The organism is Rhizorhabdus phycosphaerae (genome assembly GCF_011044255.1).
Lineage (GTDB): Bacteria > Pseudomonadota > Alphaproteobacteria > Sphingomonadales > Sphingomonadaceae > Rhizorhabdus > Rhizorhabdus phycosphaerae.
On record NZ_CP049107.1, the window covers coordinates 849670 to 874923 of the forward strand.

The following is a 25254-nucleotide window of genomic DNA, read 5'->3' on the forward strand; positions in this document are numbered from 1 at the left end:
ATGCCCCCTTCCCCCCTGCACCGGGACCCGACATCGTCGGACACCGCTACCAGTGGTGCATGCCATCCGAAGCACGCACTGGCCAGAGCCTCTGCGAAGCTCCTGTTCATGATGCTCGGCTTGGGCCTCTTCGGAAGCAGCGCCGCGGCGGCCGAGCGACTTCGTGCCGAGGGCAATCTGTATAGCGATGCGACGATCATCGATGGAACCGGCGCTCCGCCCCGGCCGCATCAGGATCTGCTCGTGCAGGGCGATCGGATAATGGCGGTCGGCGCCACCGGCTCACTCGCTGTCCCCGAAGGCACGCCAAGGATCGACCTCTCGGGCAAATTCGTGATGCCGGGGCTGATCGATACCCATGTCCACCTCGCGACGCCGCCCGATCGCATTCGCGCGGAGGCCATACTCAGGCGCAATCTCTATGGCGGCGTCACCGCCGTTCGCGACATGGCCGACGACTTGCGCTCGGTCGGGGAGCTGGCCCGTGCATCGCTGGCCGGCGAGATCGAGGCGCCCGACATCGTCTATGCCGCGCTGATGGCGGGCCCGGATTTCTTCCGCGACGACCGGGTACAAGCGGTCAGCAAGGGCGTGCCGCTGGGCAAGGCGCCGTGGATGCAGTCGATAGCGGATGACACCGATATCGCCATGGCCGTCACGCTTGCGCGGGGCACATCGGCCAGCGCGATCAAGATCTACGCCGATCTTCCGGCAAGCCGCGTGAAGGCGATCACCGAAGCCGCCCACAAGCAGGGGATGATGGTGTGGACGCACAGCTCGGTGTTTCCCGCCCGCCCGTCGCAGGTCATCTCGGCGGGCCCCGACAGTGTCAGCCATGCCTGCTATCTGGCTTACGAGCTGCAACCGGTGAACCTCGCCGCCTATGAGGATCGTACACCGATCCGGGAAGAGCTTCTTTCCAAGGATGGCGACGACCCCGTGATGGCACGCCTGTTTTCCGATATGCGCGCCCGCGGCATCGTTCTCGATGCCACCGGCTCGCTGTTCGTCGCGGAGGATGTGAAACGTCTGAAAGACCCGACCCGGCGGAAGCTGCGCTGCACGGGCAATGCCGCGATCCGTCTCACCAGACAGGCCTGGAAAGCCGGCGTCGCGATCTCAACCGGCACCGATACCAGTTTCGAGGCGGCGCACCCCTGGCCGGAAGTTCATGACGAGCTGATCTTCCTCGTACGGGATGTCGGCATGCCGCCGCTCGAGGCCATAAAGGCCGCTACGCTCGTCGGCGCGCGTGCGGCGGGACGGGAAGCGGACATGGGGTCCATCCAGCCGGGGAAGCTGGCCAATTTCTTGATATTGCGAGCCGATCCCGTGGTGGACATAGACAATATCCGCACGATCGAAGCCGTCATCAAACGCGGGCGCAGCTACCAGCGCACCGCCTTTCGCGCACTCACGTCAGACGAACTGGACCATGGCGATCATGATTGACAGACGGCGATTTCTGTATGGCGCAGCGGGCACGACCCTGGCGCTGGCGGTGAGCCCCGCCATGGCGGCCCAGGCGGCTTCCGATCCTCTTCGCAACTGGGTGGTCGTCAACGCCCTGGGTGGCCTCGGCAACCCCAATGTGAACGGTGGGGGTTTCGACAAGAGAGTGCTGGAGGAAGCCCACGGCTCGGGGCTTAGCGCCGTCAACGTCACGCTGGGCTATGTCTCGGGCGCGGAGGATCCGTTCGAGATCAGCGTTCGCGATGTCGCCGCCATGGACCGGGACATCCGCGACCGTCCCCGGGACCTGCTGAAAGTCTGGACCGCCGGGGACATCCGCAAGGCTAAGGCCGAGGGCAGGATCGGCGTGATCTACGGCTTCCAGAATGCGGCGATGATGGGCAAGGACGCCTCGCGCGTCGACATATTCGCCGATATGGGCGTGCGGATCGTCCAACTGACCTACAATCCCGCCAATGATCTGGGCGACGGGTCGATGGCACCGCAGAACCGGGGGCTGACCCCGTTCGGCCGGGAGGTGGTCGAAAGGCTCAACCATGCGAGGCTGATGGTCGACCTGTCGCACAGCGGCGAGCGGACCTGCCTGGAAGCCGCCCAGATTTCCAAGGCGCCGATTTCCATCAATCATACCGGCTGCAGGGCACTCACCGATCTGCCGCGCAACAAGACCGACGCGGAATTGCGGCTCGTCGCCGAGCGGGGCGGCTTCGTCGGCATCTATTTCATGCCCTTCCTGAATCCCAGCGGCCATGCCCGCGCCGACGACGTGGTTGCGCATATCGACCATGCCATCAATGTCTGCGGGGAAGATCATGTCGGCGTAGGCACCGATGGCGACGTGACCCAGATCGACGACCTCAAAGTCTATGAGGCTCGGCTTGCCGAGGAGATCGCCAAGCGCAGGGCGGCCGGGATCAGCGCTGCGGGCGAACGCCCGGACACCTATCCCTTCGTCGTCGACCTCCGTGGCCCCGATCAGTTCCGCAAGCTCGTCCGCCTGCTCGAGGCGCGAGGCTATACCTCGCGAAGGATAGAGAAGGTCTTGGGGGCCAATTTCCTGCGCTATGCGGAAAGCATCTGGGGGGCCTGATGCTGAAGCCCGTCACTCCTTCTGGAGATGGGAGAGAGGGGCCTCGAATGAAGCGCAATAGCCTGCTTCGCCAAAATCCTCGCTCACGGCCCCGCCCCCGCCAAGCCCCATTGAGATAAGCTTGGCTCCGAAGCTGCGGTGCGATGGGGTGATGGCCGCCGGCCCTCCGAGCTCGGCCCAGCCCAGCCTGAGGACAGCGTCATCACCTTCGCCCGACACAGCCCAGCCGACCCGCACCGTGCCGCTAGGGACGGACAGCGCGCCATATTTCACAGCGTTACTACCCAGTTCGTGGAGCAGCATCGCGGTCGTGATTGCCCCTTTGGGAGCCAGCGGCACAGAGGGGCCCGAAGCCATGAACCGATCGGAAGAGGCGTGGCGTGACAGGCTGTTCGCAACGACGGTCCGCATGTCGGCGTCTGCCCATTTCCGCCGCTGAAGCAACTCATGCGCTTCGGTCAGCGCATCCAGGCGATTCTGGAAGGACTCCACCGGACCCCGGCTGGGCACGTTTCGAAGGGTCTGGCTGGCGAGGCCATGGATCATCGCCAGCGTCTGATTCAACCGCTCGGTCAGCAATTCGTTGAGCTGTCGCCGCTCGATGTCCTCTTCCATGCGCCGCAGCATGGCGCGGCGCAGCTCGAGCTGTGCGATCACCTGGCGGGCAAGCGTGGCCAGCATGCCCTTCTGCTCGGGCGTCAGCCCCTGCGGCCGAGGCGTGCGATCGATCACGCACAGCATGCCCAGCACCTCGCCATGCGGCGCGATCAACGGCGCCCCGGCATAAAAGCGCACACCGTCCGCGACATTCACGAGACTGTTACCCGCCGTTCGCGGGTCGGCCATCAGATCGGGGATGATCAGCAACTCGGCGCTGTCGAGACCAAGTCTGCAGACCGACTGATCGATCGGTGTTTCCCGCTGCTCGAGGCCGACGCGCGCCTTGAACCATTGACGATCGGTCTCGACCAGGCTCACCAGCGAAATCGGCGTGCCGCATAATTGCGCAGCCAGCTGGACGATGTCGTCGAAATTCTGCTCGGGCGGCGTGTCGAGGATCTGATAATCCGACAGGGCCGCCAATCGCGACATGTCGGAGCGCTGGAGGTCAACCAGGCCACGCATAACGTCACTCCACTTCGCGTTCGACACCGGCAACAGCCGGCTGCCCCCGCCCACCAACATAGTTCGCCCAATATCCAGATCAACATCGTGAAAATGCAGGGGTTTCTTTGACGCCACCGCTTTGCCGGCCAGGCGGCAGCCGCAAGCTGGCCCTCGCGGCCCGCGCCAATCCTGCTAATGTCGCGCAGGAAGCGACATCATGGTCGCGCCGCAAGGGAGAGATTCGATCGTGATCGCACCGCAGGCCCAATCCCTGTCTTTGATGCTGCGGCGTTCGGCCGCGCGGCACGGATCCAAGGCGGCACTCGTCTTCGGCGACCAGTGCTGGAGCTATTCGACTTTCGATACCATCGTCGACGAACTGGCCGCAGGGCTCGACGACCTCGGCGTCACTAAGGGCGATCGCGTCGCGATCCTCGCACGGAACAGCAACGCCTTTCTGGCGATCCGTTTCGCGGTGGCGCGGATCGGCGCGGTGCTGGTGCCGGTCAACGTCATGCTGGGCGCATCCGACATCGCCTATATTCTCGACCATTCGGGCGCGCGCTTCCTGTTCGCCGACGCGTCGCTGGTCGAGCTCGGCCGACAGGCGGCAGCCGGCGGTCGGATCGAAGGCTTCTTCCTCGTCGAGGGTGAAGGCGCCGAAGCCACGGGCGCCATCGCGCGGTGGAGCAGCCTGCGCATTCCCGGCGCCACGATCGATGATCGCGCCGACGCCGACGACCTGCTGCAGATCATCTACACGAGCGGGACCGAAAGCCGGCCCAAGGGCGCAATGCTGAGCCATGCCGCCGTCCTCTGGCAATATCAGAGCTGCCTGTTCGATTGCGACTGGACCACCGACACCGTCATCCTCCACGCCCTGCCGCTGTTTCACTGCGCCGCCCTCGACGCGATGGCCGGGCCCGCCCTGCAGGCCGGTGCCACCAGCATCATCAGCGCTTCCGCCGCCCCCGAGCAGGTCATCCCGCTGGTCGAACAACACCGCGTCACCGCCTTCTTCGCGCCGCCGACAGTCTGGATTTCCCTGCTGCGCTCGCCGCTATTCGAGGCGCACGACATCTCTTCTCTCGCCAAGGGCTATTATGGCGCGTCGATCATGCCGGTCGCGGTGATCGAGGAACTCTCCGAGCGCATCCCCGGGCTGCGCCTGTGGAACCTCTACGGCCAGACCGAGATCGCACCAGTCGCGACCGTGCTGCGGCCCGAGGATCACGCGACGCGGCGCGGTTCGGCCGGACGCCCGACTCTTCACGTCCAGACACGCGTCGTCGACGACGAGATGCGCGACGTCGGCCCCGGTGAGGTGGGCGAGATCGTCCACCGATCCCCGCAGCTGCTATCGGGCTATTGGCGCCAGCCCGAGCTGTCCGAGACCGTCTTTGCCGGCGGCTGGTTTCACAGCGGGGATCTGGCGACGATCGACGAGGACGGTTTCATCACCGTCGTCGACCGCAAGAAGGACATGATCAAGACCGGCGGCGAGAATGTCTCTTCGCGCGAGGTCGAGGAGGCGATCTACGCCCACCCGCATGTTTCCGAGGTCGCGGTCATCGGCCTGCCCGACCCGCGCTGGATCGAGGCCGTGACGGCTTTCGTCGTGGTGCGCTCGGGAACGACACCGAGCGTCGAGGCGCTGGAAACGCATTGCGCGCAGAGGCTTTCCGGGTTCAAGCGACCCAAGCGCTTCGTCTTCGTCGACGATCTGCCGCGCAACGCCAGCGGCAAGATATTGAAGCGCAACCTGCGTGAGATGGCGGCCGAGTGAGCGCCGCCCATCCGCCGGCAAGATTTTGAAAAAGAACCAAAGCGATCCGCCGACGTTGTCCTGTCATGGCCGTGCCCCTCCCCGGCCGTCGTGAAGGAGTTTTCGACATGACCGCGCTTACCAAATCCCGTATCGCGCTGTGCGCTATTCCAGCGATGCTTGCCCTGTCCGCCTGCCAGTCGAGCAATCCCACCGAACGCGGCCTGGCGCGTGGCGCGGCGATCGGTGCGGCCGGCGGTGCGGCACTCGGAGCGGTCGTGGGCGGCGTCGGCGTCGGTGAAGGCGCTGCGATCGGCGCTGCCGCTGGTGGCGCGATCGGCGCGCTGACCGCCAAGAACCGCCGCTATTATCGCGACCGCCGCGGCGATTGCTATTATAAGGACGGTGGCCGCCGCTACTACGTCGATCGCAACCGCTGCTGATCCGTCACGGCGTCTGATCCGCCGCCCCGGAAGCCATTTCTACGCTCAGTTCGGTTTCCAGGGCGGCGAGCATCGCCTGCACCTTGGGTAGAGCATGCCGCCTATGCGGGTAGACCGCCCAAATCGGTTCCGGCGCATCGAGATAGCCATCTAGAAGCCGCACGAGACGCCCGGTCGCAAGATGATCGCGGACGTAGAACTCGGGAAGCTGGCATAAGCCGAGCCCATCCAGTGCCGCCGAGACAAGCGCGGTACCGCTGTTGCACCGAAACCGGCCCGTGGGCACCCATGTCCGCCGAGTGCCCTTTTCGCTGAAATGCCAAACTCCGCTCGTACCGATCAGGCAGTCATGCGCCTCGAGGTCGGATGGCGATTTCGGCGGAGTCCTGTGCGACAAATAGGCAGGTGCGGCACAGACGACAAGCGATCGGGCGCCGATCTGACGCGCATCGAGCCGCTGGTCGACCGGATGCCCCGTTCGTATGCCGATGTCGAAGCCCTCGGCAACGAGATCGACGACCCGGTTGGTCAGTTCGAGCGTCACCGAAATGCGCGGATGCGCCCGGATGAAGCGACCGACGATCGGCGCCGCGAAACGCTCGCCCAGGGCCGTCGAGCAGGTGAGCTTCAGCGCCCCCTGCATCTCGCTCTCGCCCCGCGCCATCGACAGCGCTTCGTCGCGTTCATCGATGATGCGACGGCTCTGGTCGACCAGCATCCGGCCAAGCTCGGTGGGACGCACCGATCGCGTGGTGCGTTCGAACAGCTCTGCCTTCAGCCGCGCCTCGAGACGCTGGACGATCCGGCTCACCTGTGACGGCGAGACGTTCAGCCTGCGGGCGGCGCCGACGAAGCTTCCCGTGTCGGCGATCGCCACGATTTCCTCCAGCCCCTCCCAGTCCGACATGATTATTGCCTCACAGAATTAATCACTTGCGAAATTAGCTATTTCGCGCCGAATTGCACCAATATATGTCGCAAGGAGATCAGGAGATACGCCATGAAGACCCGTGCCGCCGTCGCGTTCGAAGCCAAGAAGCCTTTGGAAATCGTCGAGGTCGATCTCGAAGGACCGAAGGCGGGCGAAGTTCTGGTGGAAATCATGGCGACGGGCATCTGCCACACCGACGCCTACACGCTCGACGGCTTCGACAGCGAGGGCATCTTCCCCTCGATCCTGGGCCATGAGGGCGCGGGCGTGGTGCGCGAAGTCGGGCCGGGCGTGACCAGCGTGAAGCCGGGCGACCATGTGATCCCGCTCTACACGCCCGAATGCCGCCAGTGCAAAAGCTGCCTCAGCGGCAAGACCAACCTGTGCACGGCGATCCGCGCGACCCAGGGCAAGGGCCTGATGCCCGACGGCACCAGCCGCTTCAGCTACAAGGGCCAGCCGATCTTCCACTATATGGGCTGCTCGACCTTCTCCAACTTCACCGTCCTGCCCGAGATCGCGGTCGCCAAGATCCGCGAGGACGCGCCGTTCCAGACGAGCTGCTACATCGGCTGCGGCGTTACCACGGGCGTCGGCGCGGTGATCAACACCGCCAAGGTGCAGGTCGGCGACAACGTCGTGGTCTTCGGTCTCGGTGGCATCGGCCTCAACGTGATCCAGGGCGCGAAGCTGGCGGGCGCGGGCAAGATCATCGGCGTCGACATCAACCCCGACCGCGAGGAATGGGGCCGCCGGTTCGGCATGACCGCCTTCCTCAACAGCAAGGGCATGAGCCGCGAGGACGTCGTCGCCAAGGTCGTGGAGATGACCGACGGCGGCGCCGACTACACCTTCGACGCCACCGGTAATACCGAAGTGATGCGCACCGCGCTCGAAGCCTGCCACCGCGGCTGGGGAACGTCGATCATCATCGGCGTGGCCGAAGCCGGCAAGGAGATCGCCACCCGCCCCTTCCAGCTGGTGACCGGCCGCAACTGGCGCGGTACGGCCTTCGGCGGCGCCAAGGGCCGCACCGACGTGCCGAAGATCGTCGACATGTACATGACCGGCAAGATCGAGATCGATCCGATGATCACCCACGTCATGGGCCTCGAGGAGATCAACACCGCGTTCGACCTGATGCACGCGGGCAAGTCGATCCGCTCGGTCGTCGTTTTCTGATCGCGCCGGCATGAGCAGCATCGAGACCCTTTCGACCAACCGGGCCTTTGGCGGCGTGCAGGGCGTCTATCGCCATGCATCGTCCGCCACGGGCACCGACATGACCTTCTCGGTCTATGTTCCGCCGCACGAACCGGGCGCGCGCCTGCCGGTCGTCTGGTATCTGTCGGGGCTCACCTGCACCCATGCCAATGTAACGGAGAAGGGTGAGTTCCGCCGGGCCTGCGCCGAGCTCGGCCTGATCTTCGTCGCACCAGACACGAGCCCGCGCGGCGAGGGCGTGGCCGACGATCCCGCCGGCGCCTATGATTTCGGACTGGGCGCGGGCTTTTATGTCGACGCCACCGAGCCGCCCTTCGCGCCGCATTATCGGATGTGGAGCTATGTGACGGAGGAGCTGCCGGCGCTGATCGCCGCGCATTTCCCGGCCGATATGGCGCGGCAGGCGATCACCGGCCATTCGATGGGCGGCCATGGCGCGCTGACCATCGGCCTGACCTTCCCCGAGCGCTTCCGCTCGATCTCGGCCTTCGCGCCGATCGTGGCGCCGTCGCAGGTGCCCTGGGGCCAGAAGGCGCTTCCCGGCTATCTGGGGAATGACCGGGCAGCCTGGCGGCGCCACGATGCGGTCGCCCTGATCGAGGATGGCGCACGGGTGGCGGAACTGCTCGTCGACCAAGGCGAAGCCGACGGTTTCCTGGCCGATCAGCTCAAGCCCGAATTGCTGGCGGCCGCCTGCGCCGATGCGGGGATCGACCTCACGCTTCGGCTGCAGCCGGGCTACGACCACAGCTATTATTTCATCTCGAGCTTCATGGACGACCATCTACGCTGGCACGCGGCACGTCTTGCATGATCGGATAGCCCGATCATAGGGTACGAGATATTGAAATTGCGCCTTTATCCGGCAGGCATTTGCCGTCACTAGAGAGGCATGACGCCTCGCTGCGCCCCTCATCCTATTTGCTGCATGGATCGCCCGTGAACGATCGCATGCAGGCCCATGCGTTGCTGCTGCTCGACCTGATCGCGGTTGAACGGCCGATCGATGCTTCTAGATTCGATGCGCTCGATGACACGGCATGGAACGAGGTGCTGCGCATGGCACGCCAGCATCGGCTCGAACCCTTGCTCGGGCAAAGATTGGAAAAGGACCCCGGCTGCTTTCCCCGCCTGATCGCCGATCGGATGGGCGAGCGGCGGCGAGCCCAGGCCTTGGCAGGACTGCGCGCCGCAGCGGAGCTGGAACGGCTGCGCACACTCTTCCTCGAGGCCGGCATACCCTTCGCCGCATTGAAGGGCGCCTATCTCGGCAGGGCCGCCTATCCCCGGCCCGAACTCCGGCCGCTGCGCGACATCGACATCCTCGTCCCACGCGATCGCGCGGTCGAGGCATGGCGCCTGCTGGAGTCGAAGGGCTACAGCCAGATCGAGCAGAGCCAGGGCAGCCCGGAATCAGCGCTCGACTTCCTGCACCAGATGCCGCCGGCTCGCTCGCCTGCGACCGGCATGGCAGTGGAAGTCCATTTCCGCCTCTTCCACGATCGCGATCGCGGCGAGGGCTATGAACCGAGCGAAGATCCTCTTTTCTGGGATAGGCTGGTGCGGCTGGGAGAGCCGGGCCGCGAAATCGCTTATCCGTCGCCTACCGACACGCTGCTTCACCTCATCGAACATGCGGCCTATGGCCACGCTTTCGACAACGGGCCGCTTCTGCTCAGTGACATCGCCTGGCTGATCCGAAGCGGCGGGGTAGACTGGTCGCTCTTCTGGTCACTCGCCGACCGGGCGCATTGTCGCCATGGCGCCCTGCTGAGCTTCGCCCTGACGCGCCGCTATTGGCCGGACGTCGACATTGCCGAACCGGATTATGGTCCTGATTCGTCTTCGGTGCCCGTTGCGCTGGTCGATGCGACCGGGATCATCATGCTCCAGGACTCCAGTCGGCGCAAAGACCTCAAGCTATCCTTGCAAGCCCGGCTCCGGCGCCGCAGCGGCAATCTCCCGGCCTTTCTCCTCGGCCGCCTTTTTCCATCGCGGCTGGAGATGGCCAACATGTATCCGGTCGACCCCGCGTCGCCGCGCATGCCGCTGTTCTATGCGCGCAGGCTCTGGGAAATCGGGACCAGGCGCAGACCGGGCCTGATCGGCCAGCGCCTCGATCGCACCAACGGGTCCGTCGAGCATATCGATGGCGCCATCGTCGACCATATGCTGGCCGTTCACGACTGGCTCGAACAGCATGACGCGGCGACTGCGGTGCACTGATCTCAACGCGGGAGGCAACCGCGAATCCCGTCCCTTCACGAAGGATTGCGACCCCAAAGGAGGGTAGGAATCCTTCCGGCACGACATGTGCCAGCCTGTCGGCAGGGATCGATTCCGCTCCTTTCATCGCGCGATCCACTCTCGTCAGCGGCAAGTTATCGCGCTCCGCATCCAGCGTTAATCTGGCAGACAGCTAGTCATCGACACCCAAAGCGCACGGGGGAAGACAAAGGAGTCGCTCTATGCGTGTCAATTCCAAGGACCGGAGAGTCCGTTTCATGATGGTGATGCTGGCCCTGTCGGCTTCAGCCAGCTTGTCTGCTCAACAACAACGTCCTGCCGACTCGAATATTGTCGTCGATGGCGTTCCTCTTCCAGACCCTTCGACGATGACTGAAGGCCCTGAAATAAAGGGCGTCATCTCTGCGCGGACAGGCAACCGTCTGAAGGTTACGTCGTCGGACGGCACGAGCACCGTGATTGCCGTCGGTGATGCCACGCGGGTCAAGGCTGCGTCCGGGCTCTTCGGCAGCAACAAGAAGCTCGGCCTCGACGCGTTGCTCAACGGCCTGCCGGTGACCGTGAAGACGCTGCAGCCCGCCGGCGGCATGGGCAACGAGCTCTATGCGAGCCAGGTCAATTTCCGGAACGCCGATTTCAAGACCGCCTCGATGATCCGCAACGCCACCGACCAGCGCTTCGAGGAACAGATCGCCGCGACCGAGGCCCTGCGCGGCCGCCTCGGCGACATCGACAAGTACAACATCAAGAACACGATCAACGTCCATTTCGACACCGGCAAGGCCGAGCTGTCGGCCGAGGACAAGGCGCAACTCTGCCAGACGGCGAGCACGGCCGAGGCGACCGAGAACGCGCTGATGCTGGTGGTCGGCTACACGGATTCGACCGGTCCCGAAGAGGTCAACCAGCAGCTGAGCGAGAAGCGCGCCGCGCGGGTGATCAACTATCTGCAGCAGGCCTGCGGTTGGAAGCCCTATCGGATGCTCACCCCGACCGGCATGGCGACCGCCGATCCCCTGGCGCCGAACGACACGCCCGAGGGCAAGGCGCAGAACCGCCGCGTTGCCGTCAACATTCTCGTGAGCAAGAGTGTGGACGATCTCTGATTGTGTCCTCCGGACCACATGTCCGGATCTGAATATGAGCCGGAGATCAACCATGGTCTCCGGCTTTCCTTTTGCAGCGGTAGTGGCCCGGCCGAGCTTAGGCTTGCTTCAGTCGCTCTGTCCAAGACTGAGCCATACGCCGAGCGTACCGATGATGCCCGTCGCAACGGTCAGGGCCAGCCACCCCCCATGCTCCCAAAACCATCCGGCTCCCCAGCCCGTGAAGGTCACGCCGGCATAATAGAAGAGCAGGTAAAGCGACGCGGCATGGGCTTTGGCGCCCCCCGCCTGTCGTCCTACTTCACCGCTGGCAATGGCATGAGAGGCGAAGAAGCCCATCGTCACGAAGACGATTCCCACAATGAAGGACCAAAGCGGCTCGGCAAGACTGATCGTCATGCCCAGGGTCATCACGGCGATGCTCGCGGCGAGCGCGCGACGCGCTCCCAATCGCGCGGTAAGGTTGCCCGCCTGCGCTGATGACGCGATGCCGAACACATAAGTGAGGAAGATGAGACTGATCTCGGCCTGGCCCAGCAAATAGGGCGGCCGCGTAAGACGAAAACCCGCATAGTTGAACGGAACGACGAAGACGCTGGTCAGCACGAAGCCGATTGCGAACAAGCGTCGGAGCGCCGGCGAGCGAAACTGCTCGCGCCAGCGGCCAAGATGTTCGGCAATCGCGAAAGCGCGCGATGGCCGGAAATGCCGGGATATTGGCAAGAGCAGATAGAAGCCAACGGCCGCTGCCAGATCGACGCCGCCCACCACGGCCATCGCGCCCTGCCAGTCGAACAGGTCCGCGATGACGCCAACCGCAACGCGGCCGACCATCGCGCCGAACGCTGTCCCGGCAACATAGAGGCCGACCGCCCGAGCGAGGTCCCTCCCGTCGATCTCCTCGGCGAGATAGGCCATCGCCACCACGGGCACGCCGCCCAGGGCGACCCCCTGCAGAAACCGCGCAAGCAGCAGGGTTGACCAGCCCGGCGCGACGGCTGCCGCCAGGTTCAGAAGGGCCGCGATGAACATGGCTCCGAACATCAGCCGCCGTCGCGTCACCAGCTGAGAGAGAGCCGCAGCGGCCATGCTCGATCCGGCGATCGCGCCAGCCGTAACCGACTGGGCCAGCGCGCTGGTCGGCGCGCTCAGTCCGAAATGAACAGCAAAGGCAGGCAGGAGCGGCTGGGTGCACCACAACAACGAAAAGGTGGCGAAGCCGGCCAGAAAGAGCGCGGCACGCGCCCTCGCAAAGTCAGGTTCGCCTCGCCGCATCCCGGCAACTGCGCCATCGTCCCGTGCATCCGGCGGCTCCGGCAGATCGCCGAGCGATTCGAGCTGACTGAGGTCCCTGTCCACGCGACGCCCATGTATCCGAAACGCGCCGACGGCAACGCCCGGCGATCGCCGATGACTTATGGCGGGGGAATTTCTAAAGAAGCGTGATGCACAACCTGTCCACACCTCACCCCGGCAATAAGCTGCTCCATGGGGCATCGATCGAGGTGATACGCGATCTTCGGACAGTTGCCATGCGGAAGCTGGGCCGATGACGGGGATCTGCGGCTATTGGGCTCTCAATGGCCGTGCCGGTGCGGCGGCCGCATGCTCGAAGATGCAACGGGCTCTGGCAATCTATGGCCAAGACAGGGCCGGTGCCGCCGACGAAGGCGAGATCGCCCTGGCCTGCCAGTTGGCGAGGCTGCTGCCCGAGGACCTGCATGACCGACAACCGCTGAACAGCTCCGACGGTCGTTTCACGCTGGTCGCCGATCTGCGGCTCGATAACCGCCCGGAACTCGGCGACGCGCTCGGTATCCCGCCCGAGCGGCTCGCCCTCATGGCCGATTCCGACCTGCTGCTGCACGCCTGGAGCCGCTGGGGCATCGAGGCCGTTCCGCAGCTTTACGGCGATTTCGCCTTCGCCATCTGGGACAGCCATCTACGCCAGCTGACATTGGTCCGGGACTTTCCTGGCGGTCGTCCTCTCTTTTATCACTGCGGCGACGGCTGGATCGGCTTAGCGTCCATGGCAAAGGGCCTGCACGCCCTTCCCGACGTGCCTCTCGCCGCCGATGAGACGACGATCGCACGGCATCTGGCGCTGTTGCCGATGCAGGGATCAGGCAGCTTCTTCGCCGGCATCAAGCGGGTCGAGCCAGGGCATATGGTGCAGATCCGTGCGGATGGATCAGTGGAAAGCTCGACATGGTACCAGCCTCCCCCGGCGCTTCCGCCTCTGGCTGATCCCCAACCCTATCTGGACCGGGTTCGCGAGGTTTTCGATCGTGCCGTCGCCGATCGCCTTCGCAGCACGTCGCGGATCACTACGACGCTCAGCGGTGGGCTCGACAGCACGCTGGTGACAGCCACCGCCGCAGATTTGCTCGCCCGATCAGGAAAGCGCATCACCGCCTACACCCATGTCCCAAAACCGGGCCTGCCCCTGAATGACGCGCCAGGCTTCTCCGGAAACGAGAGCGATCTCGCCCGGAAGCTGGCGCAGCGGCATGACAACATCGATCACCTGCTCGTCGCGTCCGAGGATCGACACATCGGCGACGATCTCGACCAACGCTTCCATTACGCCGAGATGCCCGCGCTGAACCTGTGCAACGAGGTGTGGATCAGCGAGATTTGCCGACGTGCTGGCGTCACTCCAAAAACGGTTCTGCTGATGGCGATCTTCGGCAACATGACGATCAGCAGTTCCGGCCTCAAGGGGCTCAACGACCTCCTGCGAGAAGGTCGGATCGGGACCTGGCTCCGCACGGTCTCCGCGCTGCTACGGCATAAAGGCCTTGCCTTTCGCACGATCCTCTACATGCCGCTGAGCTTCGCCATCCCGGCGTGGCTGGATAAGGCGATAAGGCGGTTGTTCGGGCATCCCCATCGCGATCTGCGCGCGTTTAGTTCGCTCGCCGACGAGATCGCCGACGCGCCGGTTGCACACGCACCGTCGCTTTCCAGGCAAGCAGAGACCATTTTCCGGGAGCAGTCGCGGGGCCGCCGTACAGAGATGCTGGCGCTATTCTGGCAGCAGGAACTGGTCACCCTGTCGAACAAAGGAATGCTGGCCCGGTTTGGGGTCGACACGCGCGATCCCACAAGCGACCGCCGGCTGATCGACCTCTGCCTGTCCCTTCCGCACGAGATCTACCTGGACCAGGGCCGTCTGAAGGGACTCTACCACAGGACCTTTGCCGACCGGGTCGATGCCGACATAAGGCTGGCAAGATCGAAAGGCCTGCAGGGCGCGGACTGGGCCGGCCGCCTGTTGGAGGCCCAATCGTCTATCATCGAGGAAGCCCATCGCGCGGGATCCAGTTCCGTCGGAGAGAAACTGGTGGATACGCCGGGGCTGGTCGCACTGGCGGAGTCCATCCCACAAATGGCAGGCGGCGATCTGGAAGCGCGTGCAACGAGCTACCGCTACCGCCTGCTCCGCGGGCTTTCGGTGACCCATTTTCTGCGAAAGGTAGAGGGGAGAAATGGCTGAAACACGGGGGCGAGCAGCGCAGTGCCCGCCGTCCGGCTGCGGCGAGCGCTGGCCCTGCCCCTCGCCGATAGGATGCCTCAGCTCAGAATTGTGCTATCGGTGGTGCCAGGGCCGCCAGCGTAGGTAGCATCGGAGACATCGATCACCGACAAGGACGGCGCCAGCCAATTCTGCCTTGCGGCGGACCCAGCGTGGAACTGGTCCAGTTCATCGCAATCGCGCGTGCTCTTGGTCTGCTCGGTCATTACACAATATCCATTCGCTCGATCGAGGCCATAGTCGCCAAGCCCTTCGTTTAGCACATGAAATCTGAAATTACATAAGGGCAATTGCGGAATGGGAGCGAAAGCCCGAGATTGTCCTGTAGGTCTCTACATGCCGCTGAGCCTCGCCATCCCGACACGGCTGGACAAGGCGATTGTTCGGGCATCGCCCATCGCAGCAACAACCTACGTGCACCAGGCAGGGGCCACGCGGACATCCGCCGCTGTCGACGTTTCAATTCGTCGGGAGAAGCTCCCCTAGCGATTGGGACGCTCAAACCTATTCGCGATAGGCTTTCCGTGAAGCCGAACCGAAGACAGCGTCGGCAGCTATGCCACTCGGCTGGACCGCCAACGCCTCCTGCCGGGGCCCTCCAAACGCGGAGGGGTCTCAGCTAAAAAAGCCGCCGTCAGCAACTCCCGGCCCCATGGCCAAGGTCGAATCGGACAAGTCGACCAGAGTGACCGAAGGCGCGCTCCATGCCTGCTTCGCAGGAGCGTCATCCTGCCCGTGCTCTGCCAACGGCCGTTCCTGCGGCGACTGATCAGACTTTACCATTTTCGAAAACCCCTGCCAGAATCGCTTCAATGCCCGATGTTTGACATATAATCACTTTGCGGCTCAGGGGAAAATGCTAGTTAGAAACCTGAATTGACAACGGCCGCTCTTGAAAGATAGCCTTCATTTGATTGCACTAGCTCCGCCCCTTGACGGCTGGTTATCACTCTCTGCTTTCGATCGACCAGCTTGCCGGGCCGCCGCCCTGAAGTTTTCGCAGGGCGATGCCCGACTGGTAGTGATCGACGATGTACTCCTGCCGTCGAGATATCGTCGAATAGCCGACGCACTGCAGTCGGATGTTGACTGGAGCGCGCGCCACGGGGTCATACCGTCTCGCGGTGCAAGCGGTTCAGGGCGCGCAAATGTGGTCGACTGGGTCGATGCCGATGGCTTTGCCGAGGCCGAACCCGAGCAGCGCTTCTTCCAGCATCAGGCATATGAACGAGCGCTTCCTGGACGCGAACTCTCCCCAGGCATACTCGACCTGGTCCGGTTCAAGGCCCTGTTGTCGAGCGCCGCATTTCTCGATCTGGCGCTCCTGATCACCGGCCACCGCCCCACGGCGCTGCAAGAGCTGCTCATTCGCCGGATGGTCCGCGGGGACCTGGCGCGGCGGCATGATGATGCCATTGGCGGACGCACCATTTGCGCGCTGCTATACTTCAGCGATGGCTGGCATCAGGCCATGGGCGGGGAGTTCGTCATGCATGGCCGCGAAGGTGACATAGTCATCGACCCGCTACCGAACCGCATGATCATCTTCGATGTCAATACCGGGCTCGATCACAGTGTGAGACCGCTATCCGAAGTGGCCGGGGACTGGCAGCGGTTCAACTTCTCGATCTGGTTCCGCTGACCGGAGCCGTGCGAGATTAGAGGGCTCTCGGAAAGGCTCTGGAGCGAGCGGAAAGGGGTGCACCTATCCGTTCGCCGGCCGTCGCTGCCCGCTAAGGCTCAGGAACGCCTCGGCGAGGCGGTCCTGCGGCCAAACCGTCGTTCAGTTCTTTGGCACCACCTTGAAACTGCGTCCGTCGGCCAGGGTGAAGCTCTTGCCATCGAAGCGGGCCTTGATCACGCCGGCCTTGCGGTTGATGGCCTTGGCCGGGGTGGCTTCCGACCAGCGGATGACCTCGAGCGCATAGCCGTCGCCCTGTTTGGTCGCCTTGCCATAGCCCGTCACGACACCTTTCTCGTCGCCTGAAACCAGGACGAAATATCCATCGACCAGCGCCAGCGCGCCCTGCTCGAGCTTGTAGATGTCGCCATCGGCCGGGCCGATCTGCCGAAATTTCTGTACGGTGCCCGACCCGAAGACGAGCGTCAGGGCGTCGCCCTCGCGCGTGACCGCGATCTCATGCTGGGTGTCGCGACGGAAGTTGAGGGCCGGCTGCTTGGTCGGATCGATGCCGATCGTCTGCTCGGCCACCATGTGGATGCCGCGCTCGCCCGGACCGAAGGTGCCGGCATGCGCCATCGCGCCCTGCGCCTCGAACGGCTCGCCGTCGAAGATTGCCTGCTGGAGGAAGAGGCCATCCTTGTAGAGGATCACGCCCGTCAGCGGCATTTCCTGCCCGCTGCGCCCCGCTTTCAGCAGCGTGTAAGCCCAAAGCCCCTGCGCGTCGCGGACCGCCTTGGTCTCTTCAGCCGGTGCCGCAGTCGATACGGCAAGGCCGAGAGCGGCAAGCCCGATGGCGGCGGTACGCGTAAAGGATCGAAACATATCAGGCCCCTCTTCGTCTTAGGCGACGCCAGCATGCGTGCGGGGCGAAGGATGGGCCAAGCAGGACAGCGGTTCAATTCCGCAGCATGGACTGGTTCATTGTCTCAGCCGCAACGGCCGACTGGCCTGCCGATCGTGGAGCGCCGAATAAGCGAAAGCCCTCCCCCGCGTCGCGGAGGAGGGCCTCGCTGTCCTTGCCGTGACGATGGACTTAGTGCGCCATCGCCTTGACGATCTCTTCGACCATCTTCTTGGCGTCGCCGAGCAGCATCATCGTATTGTCCATGTAGAAGACGTCGTTGTCGACGCCGGCATAGCCGACACCGCCCATCGAGCGCTTCACGAACAGCACGGTCTTGGCCTTCTCGACGTCCAGGATCGGCATGCCGTAGATCGGCGAGCTCTTGTCGGTCTTCGCTGCCGGATTGGTCACGTCGTTGGCGCCGATGACGAAGGCAACGTCGGTCTGCGAGAACTCGCTGTTGATGTCCTCGAGCTCGAACACCTCGTCATAAGGCACGTTCGCTTCCGCCAGCAGCACGTTCATGTGCCCCGGCATGCGGCCCGCCACCGGGTGGATCGCATATTTCACGCGAACGCCCGCTCCCTTGAGCACGTCGCCCATTTCGCGCAGCACGTGCTGCGCCTGGCTGACCGCCATGCCGTAACCGGGCACGATGATGACCTGCTCCGCCTGCCCCATGAGGAAGGCCGCATCGTCGGCCGAACCGCGCTTCCATGGGCGATCGACCTTGGCCGCGCCGCCCGACGCCTCGGGGGCCGCGCCGAAGCCGCCCGCGATGACGCTGATGAAGCTGCGGTTCATCGCCTTGCACATGATGTAGCTGAGGATCGCGCCAGACGAGCCGACCAGCGCGCCGGTGACGATCATCGCCGTGTTGTGCAGGGTGAAGCCCATCGCCGCAGCAGCCCAGCCCGAATAGCTGTTCAGCATCGACACCACGACCGGCATGTCCGCGCCGCCGATCGGGATGATCAGCAGGAAGCCGATGACGAAGCTGAGCGCAGTGATGGTGAAGAACACCCACTGGGAGTCGTCGGTCAGGAAATAGCCGATCAGGCCCAGGATCGCGGCGAGCGTGCCCAGGTTGATCACATGGCGCGCCGGCAGCATGATCGGCGAGCCCGACATGTTGCCGTTGAGCTTCAGGAAGGCGATGACCGATCCCGAAAAGGTGATCGCACCGATCGCGACGCCAAGGCCCATCTCGATCCGGCTGACCTGCAGGATGTGCCCAGTCACCTGATCGACGATGCCGAAATCGGCCGGGTTCAGGAACGCCGCACCTGCGACCAGCACCGCCGCAAGGCCGACCAGCGAGTGGAAGGCGGCAACGAGCTGGGGCATCGCCGTCATGGCGATGCGCTGAGCGGTCACGTAACCGATGACGCCACCGATCGCGATGGCGATTCCGATCTCGACGAGGCCGGTGTTATGCAGGATCAGCGTCGTGGCGACGGCGATCAGCATGCCGATCATGCCGAAGCGGTTGCCGCGGCGCGAGGTGGCGGGGCTCGAAAGTCCGCGCAGCGCGAGGATGAACAATACCCCCGATATCAGATAGGCGAGCGATGCCCAGGCGGGCGTGGCAGCGAGTTCATGCATGTCTATATCCCCCTGCCCGACTCAGCCCTTGCGGTCTTTTTTCTTGTACATCGCCAGCATCCGTTCGGTGACTGCGAAGCCGCCGAAGATGTTGATGCTCGCGAAGACTACGGCCACGAGGCCGAGATATTTGCCGAGTGCGCCGCCCGAGGCGGTCGCGCTTGCGATCAGCGCGCCGACGATGATGACCGACGAAATGGCGTTCGTGACCGCCATCAACGGCGTGTGCAGCGCGGGCGTGACCGACCAGACGACATAATAGCCGACGAAGCAGGCCATGACGAAGATCGACAGGATCGAGATGAAGTCCATATGTTCCCCCTTCCCCGATCAGCCGAGCAGCCGGGCGTTGACGACCTTGCCGCCCTGCGTCAGTCGGATCGCGTCGCCGATCTCCTCGTCGAGGATCGGCTTGTTGGCTTCCTTGTCCCAGAAGGCGCTGAGGAAGTTGAACAGGTTGCGCGAGAAGAGCGCCGACGAGTCCGCCGCGAGCGTGCCCGCCATGTTCTTTGCGCCGACGATCTTGACGCCGTGGCGCACGACCGTTTCACCCGCGACGCAACCTTCGACATTGCCGCCGCTTTCGGCGGCGAGGTCGACGATCACCGAGCCAGGCCGCATCGTCGCGATCTGCGCGTCGGAAATCAGGCGCGGCGCGGCACGGCCCGGGATGAGCGCGGTGGTGATGACGATGTCCTGCTTGGCGATGTGCGCGGAGACCAGTTCGGCCTGGGCCTTCTGATATTCCTCGGACATTTCGGTGGCATAGCCGCCGGCGCCTTCACCCTCGATACCGGCGACCTTCTCGACGAAGATCGGCTTGGCACCGAGCGACATGATCTGTTCACGGGTCGCGGAGCGGACGTCGGTCGCGGAGACCTGCGCCCCAAGCCGCCGCGCGGTCGCGATCGCCTGGAGGCCGGCAACGCCGACGCCCATGATGAAGGCGCGCGCGGCGGAAACCGTGCCCGCCGCCGTCATCATCATCGGGAAGGCGCGGCCATATTCGTTCGCCGCGACGAGCACGGCCTTATAGCCGGCGAGGTTCGACTGTGACGACAGGATATCCATCGACTGCGCACGCGTGATGCGCGGCATGAACTCCATCGCCAGCGCCTCGAAGCCCTTGGCGGCGTAGGCGTCGACCCGTGCCCGCTCACCGAAGGGGTTCATCCCCGCGACGACCCAGGCACCGGGCTTGGCGCCGCCGAGCGAATCCGGGTCCGGCCCCTGTATCCCCAGGACGATGTCCGCACCGGCCAGCGTCGACGGGCGATCACCGACCACGGCACCGGCCGCGGCATAATCATTGTCGGCGATGGAAGCGGTGACTCCGGCCCCGGCCTCGACTGCGACTTCGGCCCCGAGCGCAATGAATTTCTTCACAGTCTCGGGGGTGGCGGATACCCGGGTTTCCCCAGCGGCCGCCTCCTTAAGTACCGCTATCCTCAAGGGATCAGCCCTTGGGCGCGATCAGGAAGACAACGAACAGTCCGGTGGCCGCGCTGAGGATCGTGCCCCACTTCAGCAGGCCCAGAAAGCCCGAATAGGTGTTGTTGTGAGCCTTGTAGTCCATCGGCGCACCATGATCGTCAGACATATTCCACCCCTCGCAAAGACGGTATTTTCCGCGTCCTTCTAGTCCGAGGGCAACAGCGCCTCAAGGAGAAATGCCGTCGGGGCGCCCGCCATTTGTACCAGTTTAATTTTGCTTAGCTTTTCTTTGCTACGCCCCTGCCCAGAAGGAGTAGCGGATGCGTCGCGACGGTCCCCCGGGGCTCTTGCTGGTCGATGCCGAGCCTGCCCAGGCCGGCCTGATGAGCGCTGTCGCGCAACGTGCGGGGTGGCGCGTCTTCCGTGCCGTCGATACGGAATCCGCCAAGCGATCGGCCGAGAATGCAGCAGCCGGCGGGCATCGGGTCGACGCCATGCTGGTCGATCTCTGGTCGCCGGATGGTGACGCCATGGCCTCCGTCACCGATCTGCGCCAGGCGCTGCCCTCGCTCCCGCTCATCGTCATCACCGCGCAAGATTCGGCCGATCTCGCTGTGCGCGCCATGCGGGCCGGTGCTCATGACGTGCTGATCAAGCCGCTGGCTTCGGCGACCCTGATCGCCGCCCTCGACGGATCGGTGCCAGCCGCGACACGCCAGCAGGGCGAGTTGCGCCCATTGGCGGAAAAATGGTCCGAACCGCTCGATTTCGACGGCGTCGTCGGGACCGCTGCCGGTTTCCGGCGCGCGCTCGACACCGCGATGCGCGCGGCGGCCACCCCCGCCGCAATCCTGATCGAAGGCGAGAGCGGCGTAGGCAAAGAGGTCCTGGCGCAGGCGATCCACCGCGCGTCGGCGGTTCGCGACGGCCCGCTCGTAACCGTCAATTGTGGAGCAATACCCGCCAATCTCGTCGAATCCGAGCTGTTCGGGCACGAACGGGGGGCCTTCACCGGCGCCTTCGAACGGCGACGCGGCCTGTTCGCGGCAGCCGATGGCGGCACGATCTTCCTCGACGAGATCGGCGAGTTGCCGGCCGATGCACAGGCGAAGCTGCTGCGCGTGCTCCAGTCCGGCGAGATCCGGCCGATCGGTGCCGCCACCGCAACGCGGATCACCGTCCGGGTCGTCGCGGCCACCAATCGGCGCCTGTCCGAGGACGTGGTGGCGGGACGATTCCGCGAAGACCTGTTCTACCGCTTGGCCGTCGTGCCGGTTCTGCTGCCGCCTCTCCGTGAGCGGCGCGAGGATATCGGTGCACTGGCCGTCCATCTGCTCGAGAGAATCGCGCGGCAACTCGACCTGCCCTCGCTCTCGCTCGATGGCGAAGCGCTCGCGCTGCTGCGCGACCATGACTGGCCGGGCAATGTCCGGCAGTTACACAACGCCTTGTTCCGGGCGGCAATATTCTGCCAGGACGGGATATTGCGCGAACGGGACTTTCCCCAGATACGGCAGGCACGCGCGGCGCCCCCTGCCCCGCCCGCCAATGACGACATGCCGGTCGCCGCAGCATCGAACTTCGCGTCCAGCGCACCGGCGCCCGTTCCGACGAGCCTGCCCCTGTTCGGACCGGACGGCCATGTGCGACCGATCGAGGACATCGAGGCCGACCTGATCCGTCTGGCGATCGGCCATTATCGTGGCCGCATGACCGAGGTGGCCCGGCGCCTGCGCATCGGGCGATCGACGCTCTACCGCAAGCTGGGCGAACTGGGGATCGAACAGGCCGGCTGACCCGCCCCGGTTCGATCACCGGCCCGCGACTGGCGCTTGTGCCGCTTCCCATGACGTGGGACAAAGCGCCGATGCCGTGCGTTGCCCTGCCATGACCGCCCATATCCACGCCATCGGCACCGCCGTACCGCCGTACGCCATTCACCAGACCTTCGTCGATTGGGCGGCAGGTCGGCTCGAGGGGCGCGATCAGGCGCTTTTCCGGCGGATGGCGGCACGATCCGCGATCGACGAGCGCTACACGGTGCTGCCCCCCTCGCCCGCTGGCGGATCGCAGGTCGACCCCGGCGGCTTCTACGGCGCTGCGATGCCCTCCACCGCCGAACGCATGGCCTGCTACGCGCACGAAGCTCCCGCACTCGCGCTGCGGGCGATCGACGATCTCTCGACACGGGTTCCGCTCGGCGACATCACCCATCTCGTCGTGGCAAGCTGCACCGGCTTCGTCGCGCCGGGGGTCGACCAGATCATCGCGCGGCGTCTGGGCCTGTCGGGTTCGATCGAACGCACCCTTGTCGGCTTCATGGGCTGCTATGCGGCGGTCGCCGCGCTGCGCGTCGCGCATCACATCGCCCGCTCAGACGAAAGCGCCCGCATATTGGTCGTCACGGTCGAACTCTGCTCGCTCCACATGCAGGACAGCAGCGACGTCGGATCGCTGATGGCACAACTGCAATTCGCCGACGGGGCGGCCGCCGCGATCGTTTCGGCCCAACCCGCCGGCATCGCGATCGACCGTTTCTTTGCGGCGACCCTACCCGAGAGCGGCGAGCTTATCCGCTGGGACATCGGCAATGAGGGCTTCGTCATGCATCTGTCGGGCGAGGTGCCGACGCGCATCGCCGGCGCGCTCGCCGACCCGCAGCTGCGCCGCGCGATCCTCGGCGACCGGGCACCGGATGCGCCAACCGACTGGGCGGTCCATGCCGGCGGGCGATCGATCCTCGATGCGGTCCAGTCGGGCTTCGGGCTCGCCCCGGACGCGTTGACTGTCTCGCGGAACATATTGCGTCGCTGGGGCAATATGTCGTCCTCTACATTGATGTTCGTCCTCGCCGACATGCTGGCCCAGGAAAGGCCGCTCGATGGCCTGGCCGTCGCTTTCGGGCCCGGCCTCGCCGCCGAGGGTTTTGCGTTGCGCAGCGCCTGATGCGCTCGCTCGCCAGCCCTGCGCAGGAAAGCGAGCAGATGGATGCCGCCGATCTCGACCCGGCCACCTATGCGCGCGTTCTGACCGATCTGGCGCGGGTAAACCGCTGGACGCTGGCGGCGCGTCCCACGCTCGACTTCGTGTCCCGCGTGGTCGGCGAGCGCGATCGTTTCACCCTGCTCGACGTGGGCTATGGCGATGGCGACCTGCTGCGCAAGATCGCGCGCTGGGCGGAAAAGCGCGGCAAGACCGCGGTGATGACCGGGATCGACCTCAACGCCAAGAGCGCCCGGATCGCCTGGAGGGCTACACCCGATCGCTATGACATCGAGTTTCTGACCGGCGACTATCGCGAGCATCTCGACTCCGGCGAAGCGCGCGAAGGCTATGACCTTATAGTGAGCAGCCTGGTCGCCCACCATATGAGCCACGATCAGCTCGTCGAATTCCTGCGCGCAATGGAGCGCCATGCCCGGCTGGGCTGGCACATCAACGACCTCCATCGGCACCGTTTCGCCTATCTCGGCTATCCGCTGCTCGCTCGGGCGATGGGCTGGCACAGGATCGTGCGCGAGGATGGCCAATTGTCGATCGCGCGCGCCTTTCGGCCTGCCGAATGGCGGCCGATTCTCGACGAAGCCGGGCTTCCGCCGGCAAGTGCCACCGTCCACACCCGCTTCCCGTTCCGGATATGCTTAGACCGGACGCGCTGATCGCGGGCGGCGGACCGGCCGGAGCGGCCGTCGCGCTGCAACTCGCCCGGGCGGGTCGGCGCCCGCTGCTCGTCGACCGCCAGCGCGAGCGGGCCGATCCGGTCTGCGGCGGTTTCATGGGCGGGGACGCGATCGCGTCGCTCGCCGCACTCGGCATCGACGTTCAAGGGCTGGGGGCGCATCCGATCACCCGCGCCCGCATCTTTGCCGGACGCCGCGTGGCCGAAGCCCCCCTGCCGTTTCAGGCTGCAGGACTGTCGCGCGCCTGTCTGGACGAGCATCTGCTGACGCTTGCCGCCGCGGCCGGTGCCGGGATCGAACGCGGCGTGACCATCCGGCAGGCCTTTCCCGACCGACTGACGGTCGATCTGGCGGACGGCGCATCGCTTACGGGCGACGCGCTGTTCCTCGCGACGGGCAAGCATGAACTGCGCGGTGCCGCGCGGCCCGTCGCCATGGGGAACGATCCTGCGCTTGGGCTGCGGACCCGGCTCGAACCCGGCGAAGCGCTTCTCCACGGTCTGACGGGCGTGATCGAACTCCACCTGTTCCGCCACGGCTATGCCGGATTGCTGCTGCAGGAGGATGGCGGCGCCAATCTCTGCCTGTCGGTCGCGCAGTCACGCCTCAAGGCAGCAGGCGGCGACCCCGCACGTCTGATCGAGGAGATCGCCTGCGAGACACCGGTTCTGGGCGACCGCTTCGCGGGTGCAACCTCGGTCGGCCCCTGGGTCAGCATAGCTCGCGTGCCCTATGGCTGGCGGGCGCGACAGACCACGCCCGGACTGTTCCGGCTGGGCGATCAGGCGGCAGTCATCGCCAGTCTGGCCGGAGACGGGGTGGCCATCGCGCTCGCTAGCGCCGCCCGCGCCGCCCGCGACTATCTCCGCGAAGGACCGGCGGGCGCTGTCACTTATCAGCCCGGCTTCGCGCGGCAGACCGCCCGCCCCGTCCTGCTCGCCGAAAGCCTGCGCCGCACGGGCGAGCGGCCGATGCTGGCGGGTGCACTGCTGGCGCTTCTGGGCCAAGCCCCCGGCCTCATTACCCGCGCTGCCGCGCTTACACGGACCGATAGGGAAGAGGTCGCATCACCCTGAGGACGGC

At 65.1% G+C, this 25254-nt stretch carries 25 protein-coding genes; 14 read left to right on the top strand and 11 right to left on the bottom strand.

From position 1 onward, the window contains the following. The first annotated feature begins 108 nt into the window (after nucleotides 1-108). Nucleotides 109-1452 (top strand): amidohydrolase family protein, encoded by a 1344-nt coding sequence (locus tag G6P88_RS03910; RefSeq protein ID WP_165321928.1) that lies wholly within the window; start codon nucleotides 109-111, stop codon nucleotides 1450-1452. After that, complete coding sequence (locus G6P88_RS03915) at nucleotides 1442-2563, top strand: dipeptidase (protein WP_165324883.1); 1122 nt, start codon at nucleotides 1442-1444, stop codon at nucleotides 2561-2563. Before G6P88_RS03910 ends, G6P88_RS03915 begins: the two co-directional genes overlap by 11 nt. 12 nt (nucleotides 2564-2575) lie before the next feature. Here G6P88_RS03915 and G6P88_RS03920 read toward each other — a convergent pair whose 3' ends face one another. Beyond that, nucleotides 2576-3688, bottom strand: coding sequence for a sensor histidine kinase (locus G6P88_RS03920; protein ID WP_165321929.1), 1113 nt, complete (start codon nucleotides 3686-3688; stop codon nucleotides 2576-2578). 262 nt (nucleotides 3689-3950) lie between these two features. Here G6P88_RS03920 and G6P88_RS03925 point away from each other — a divergent pair, with 262 nt between their 5' ends. Both G6P88_RS03925 and G6P88_RS03930 read left to right on the top strand, forming a co-directional pair. Then, complete coding sequence (locus G6P88_RS03925) at nucleotides 3951-5456, top strand: fatty acyl-CoA synthetase (RefSeq protein WP_247710566.1); 1506 nt, start codon at nucleotides 3951-3953, stop codon at nucleotides 5454-5456. A 107-nt stretch (nucleotides 5457-5563) separates the two neighbouring features. Then, the gene (locus tag G6P88_RS03930) at nucleotides 5564-5878 is read left to right on the top strand and encodes a YMGG-like glycine zipper-containing protein (RefSeq protein ID WP_206335852.1); all 315 of its coding nucleotides are present in this window, start codon (nucleotides 5564-5566) and stop codon (nucleotides 5876-5878) included. 4 nt (nucleotides 5879-5882) lie between these two features. Here the strand turns inward: G6P88_RS03930 and G6P88_RS03935 are convergent, their stop codons facing one another. Further along, nucleotides 5883-6785, bottom strand: a complete 903-nt coding sequence (locus tag G6P88_RS03935) for a LysR family transcriptional regulator (RefSeq protein ID WP_165321931.1) — start codon at nucleotides 6783-6785, stop codon at nucleotides 5883-5885. A gap of 93 nt (nucleotides 6786-6878) precedes the next feature. Between G6P88_RS03935 and G6P88_RS03940 the strand changes: the two genes are divergently transcribed. From G6P88_RS03940 to G6P88_RS03955, 4 genes are all read left to right on the top strand, one after another. Beyond that, entirely contained in the window at nucleotides 6879-7991 is a 1113-nt protein-coding gene (locus G6P88_RS03940) for an S-(hydroxymethyl)glutathione dehydrogenase/class III alcohol dehydrogenase (protein ID WP_165321932.1), read from the top strand. Nucleotides 7992-8010: 19 nt separating this feature from the next. Further along, nucleotides 8011-8847 carry an S-formylglutathione hydrolase gene (fghA, locus tag G6P88_RS03945; RefSeq protein ID WP_165324885.1) on the top strand — a complete coding sequence of 279 codons (837 nt, stop codon included), beginning with the start codon at nucleotides 8011-8013 and terminating at the stop codon, nucleotides 8845-8847. A gap of 125 nt (nucleotides 8848-8972) precedes the next feature. Beyond that, the gene (locus tag G6P88_RS03950; RefSeq protein ID WP_165321933.1) at nucleotides 8973-10259 is read left to right on the top strand and encodes a nucleotidyltransferase domain-containing protein; all 1287 of its coding nucleotides are present in this window, start codon (nucleotides 8973-8975) and stop codon (nucleotides 10257-10259) included. 242 nt (nucleotides 10260-10501) lie between these two features. Further along, nucleotides 10502-11386 (top strand): OmpA family protein, encoded by an 885-nt coding sequence (locus G6P88_RS03955; RefSeq protein WP_165321934.1) that lies wholly within the window; start codon nucleotides 10502-10504, stop codon nucleotides 11384-11386. A 108-nt stretch (nucleotides 11387-11494) separates the two neighbouring features. Here G6P88_RS03955 and G6P88_RS03960 read toward each other — a convergent pair whose 3' ends face one another. Together G6P88_RS03960 and G6P88_RS20250 are read right to left on the bottom strand one after the other, a co-directional pair. Next, nucleotides 11495-12745 carry an MFS transporter gene (locus G6P88_RS03960; RefSeq protein WP_165321935.1) on the bottom strand — a complete coding sequence of 417 codons (1251 nt, stop codon included), beginning with the start codon at nucleotides 12743-12745 and terminating at the stop codon, nucleotides 11495-11497. 106 nt (nucleotides 12746-12851) lie between these two features. Further along, nucleotides 12852-13253 carry a hypothetical protein gene (locus G6P88_RS20250; protein ID WP_226946860.1) on the bottom strand — a complete coding sequence of 134 codons (402 nt, stop codon included), beginning with the start codon at nucleotides 13251-13253 and terminating at the stop codon, nucleotides 12852-12854. Between G6P88_RS20250 and G6P88_RS03965 the strand changes: the two genes are divergently transcribed. Beyond that, on the top strand, nucleotides 13161-14885 hold the full coding sequence (locus tag G6P88_RS03965; RefSeq protein WP_226946813.1) for an asparagine synthetase B family protein: 1725 nt from the start codon (nucleotides 13161-13163) through the stop codon (nucleotides 14883-14885). The two genes, G6P88_RS20250 and G6P88_RS03965, sit on opposite strands and share 93 nt — an antisense overlap. Before the next feature lie 77 nt (nucleotides 14886-14962). Here G6P88_RS03965 and G6P88_RS03970 read toward each other — a convergent pair whose 3' ends face one another. Both G6P88_RS03970 and G6P88_RS03975 read right to left on the bottom strand, forming a co-directional pair. Then, the gene (locus tag G6P88_RS03970) at nucleotides 14963-15130 is read right to left on the bottom strand and encodes a hypothetical protein (protein ID WP_165321937.1); all 168 of its coding nucleotides are present in this window, start codon (nucleotides 15128-15130) and stop codon (nucleotides 14963-14965) included. A 740-nt stretch (nucleotides 15131-15870) separates the two neighbouring features. After that, nucleotides 15871-16029: a hypothetical protein gene (locus G6P88_RS03975; RefSeq protein WP_165321938.1), complete on the bottom strand. Its 159-nt coding sequence runs from the start codon at nucleotides 16027-16029 to the stop codon at nucleotides 15871-15873. Nucleotides 16030-16074: 45 nt separating this feature from the next. On the opposite strand from G6P88_RS03975, the gene G6P88_RS03980 reads away from it, so the two are divergent. Next, nucleotides 16075-16566, top strand: a complete 492-nt coding sequence (locus tag G6P88_RS03980) for a 2OG-Fe(II) oxygenase (RefSeq protein WP_165321939.1) — start codon at nucleotides 16075-16077, stop codon at nucleotides 16564-16566. Between the two features lie 141 nt (nucleotides 16567-16707). Here the strand turns inward: G6P88_RS03980 and G6P88_RS03985 are convergent, their stop codons facing one another. The 5 genes from G6P88_RS03985 to G6P88_RS04005 all read right to left on the bottom strand — a co-directional run bounded on the left by G6P88_RS03985 (nucleotide 16708) and on the right by G6P88_RS04005 (nucleotide 20657). Next, a complete protein-coding gene (locus tag G6P88_RS03985) occupies nucleotides 16708-17430 on the bottom strand; it encodes a hypothetical protein (protein ID WP_165321940.1) in 723 nt (240 codons plus the stop codon). A gap of 211 nt (nucleotides 17431-17641) precedes the next feature. Then, nucleotides 17642-19057, bottom strand: coding sequence for an NAD(P)(+) transhydrogenase (Re/Si-specific) subunit beta (locus tag G6P88_RS03990; RefSeq protein WP_165321941.1), 1416 nt, complete (start codon nucleotides 19055-19057; stop codon nucleotides 17642-17644). Nucleotides 19058-19078: 21 nt separating this feature from the next. Next, complete coding sequence (locus tag G6P88_RS03995) at nucleotides 19079-19369, bottom strand: proton-translocating transhydrogenase family protein (protein WP_165321942.1); 291 nt, start codon at nucleotides 19367-19369, stop codon at nucleotides 19079-19081. An 18-nt stretch (nucleotides 19370-19387) separates the two neighbouring features. After that, a complete protein-coding gene (locus G6P88_RS04000; RefSeq protein WP_165321943.1) occupies nucleotides 19388-20509 on the bottom strand; it encodes an NAD(P) transhydrogenase subunit alpha in 1122 nt (373 codons plus the stop codon). A gap of 4 nt (nucleotides 20510-20513) precedes the next feature. After that, complete coding sequence (locus tag G6P88_RS04005) at nucleotides 20514-20657, bottom strand: aa3-type cytochrome c oxidase subunit IV (RefSeq protein WP_165321944.1); 144 nt, start codon at nucleotides 20655-20657, stop codon at nucleotides 20514-20516. A gap of 154 nt (nucleotides 20658-20811) precedes the next feature. Between G6P88_RS04005 and G6P88_RS04010 the strand changes: the two genes are divergently transcribed. The 4 genes from G6P88_RS04010 to G6P88_RS04025 all read left to right on the top strand — a co-directional run bounded on the left by G6P88_RS04010 (nucleotide 20812) and on the right by G6P88_RS04025 (nucleotide 25247). Beyond that, nucleotides 20812-22287: a sigma-54-dependent transcriptional regulator gene (locus G6P88_RS04010; protein WP_165321945.1), complete on the top strand. Its 1476-nt coding sequence runs from the start codon at nucleotides 20812-20814 to the stop codon at nucleotides 22285-22287. A gap of 91 nt (nucleotides 22288-22378) precedes the next feature. Then, complete coding sequence (locus G6P88_RS04015; protein ID WP_165321946.1) at nucleotides 22379-23437, top strand: type III polyketide synthase; 1059 nt, start codon at nucleotides 22379-22381, stop codon at nucleotides 23435-23437. Continuing rightward, nucleotides 23437-24150, top strand: coding sequence for a methyltransferase domain-containing protein (locus tag G6P88_RS04020; RefSeq protein ID WP_165321947.1), 714 nt, complete (start codon nucleotides 23437-23439; stop codon nucleotides 24148-24150). Before G6P88_RS04015 ends, G6P88_RS04020 begins: the two co-directional genes overlap by 1 nt. Beyond that, on the top strand, nucleotides 24129-25247 hold the full coding sequence (locus tag G6P88_RS04025; RefSeq protein ID WP_165321948.1) for an NAD(P)/FAD-dependent oxidoreductase: 1119 nt from the start codon (nucleotides 24129-24131) through the stop codon (nucleotides 25245-25247). Before G6P88_RS04020 ends, G6P88_RS04025 begins: the two co-directional genes overlap by 22 nt. Nucleotides 25248-25254 lie beyond the last annotated feature (7 nt).

What these genes read in the sequence shown, in the direction of transcription:
- G6P88_RS03910 (WP_165321928.1), top strand. Translation starts at nt 109, where the DNA reads ATGATGCTCGGCTTGGGCCTCTTCGGAAGCAGCGCCGCGGCGGCCGAG.
- G6P88_RS03920 (WP_165321929.1), bottom strand. Translation starts at nt 3,688, where the DNA reads ATGCGTGGCCTGGTTGACCTCCAGCGCTCCGACATGTCGCGATTGGCG.
- G6P88_RS03925 (WP_247710566.1), top strand. Translation starts at nt 3,951, where the DNA reads ATGCTGCGGCGTTCGGCCGCGCGGCACGGATCCAAGGCGGCACTCGTC.
- G6P88_RS03930 (WP_206335852.1), top strand. Translation starts at nt 5,564, where the DNA reads ATGACCGCGCTTACCAAATCCCGTATCGCGCTGTGCGCTATTCCAGCG.
- G6P88_RS03935 (WP_165321931.1), bottom strand. Translation starts at nt 6,785, where the DNA reads ATGTCGGACTGGGAGGGGCTGGAGGAAATCGTGGCGATCGCCGACACG.
- G6P88_RS03940 (WP_165321932.1), top strand. Translation starts at nt 6,879, where the DNA reads ATGAAGACCCGTGCCGCCGTCGCGTTCGAAGCCAAGAAGCCTTTGGAA.
- G6P88_RS03955 (WP_165321934.1), top strand. Translation starts at nt 10,502, where the DNA reads ATGCGTGTCAATTCCAAGGACCGGAGAGTCCGTTTCATGATGGTGATG.
- G6P88_RS03970 (WP_165321937.1), bottom strand. Translation starts at nt 15,130, where the DNA reads ATGACCGAGCAGACCAAGAGCACGCGCGATTGCGATGAACTGGACCAG.
- G6P88_RS03985 (WP_165321940.1), bottom strand. Translation starts at nt 17,430, where the DNA reads ATGTTTCGATCCTTTACGCGTACCGCCGCCATCGGGCTTGCCGCTCTC.
- G6P88_RS03990 (WP_165321941.1), bottom strand. Translation starts at nt 19,057, where the DNA reads ATGCATGAACTCGCTGCCACGCCCGCCTGGGCATCGCTCGCCTATCTG.
- G6P88_RS03995 (WP_165321942.1), bottom strand. Translation starts at nt 19,369, where the DNA reads ATGGACTTCATCTCGATCCTGTCGATCTTCGTCATGGCCTGCTTCGTC.
- G6P88_RS04005 (WP_165321944.1), bottom strand. Translation starts at nt 20,657, where the DNA reads ATGTCTGACGATCATGGTGCGCCGATGGACTACAAGGCTCACAACAAC.
- G6P88_RS04010 (WP_165321945.1), top strand. Translation starts at nt 20,812, where the DNA reads ATGCGTCGCGACGGTCCCCCGGGGCTCTTGCTGGTCGATGCCGAGCCT.
- G6P88_RS04015 (WP_165321946.1), top strand. Translation starts at nt 22,379, where the DNA reads ATGACCGCCCATATCCACGCCATCGGCACCGCCGTACCGCCGTACGCC.
- G6P88_RS04020 (WP_165321947.1), top strand. Translation starts at nt 23,437, where the DNA reads ATGCGCTCGCTCGCCAGCCCTGCGCAGGAAAGCGAGCAGATGGATGCC.
- G6P88_RS04025 (WP_165321948.1), top strand. Translation starts at nt 24,129, where the DNA reads ATGCTTAGACCGGACGCGCTGATCGCGGGCGGCGGACCGGCCGGAGCG.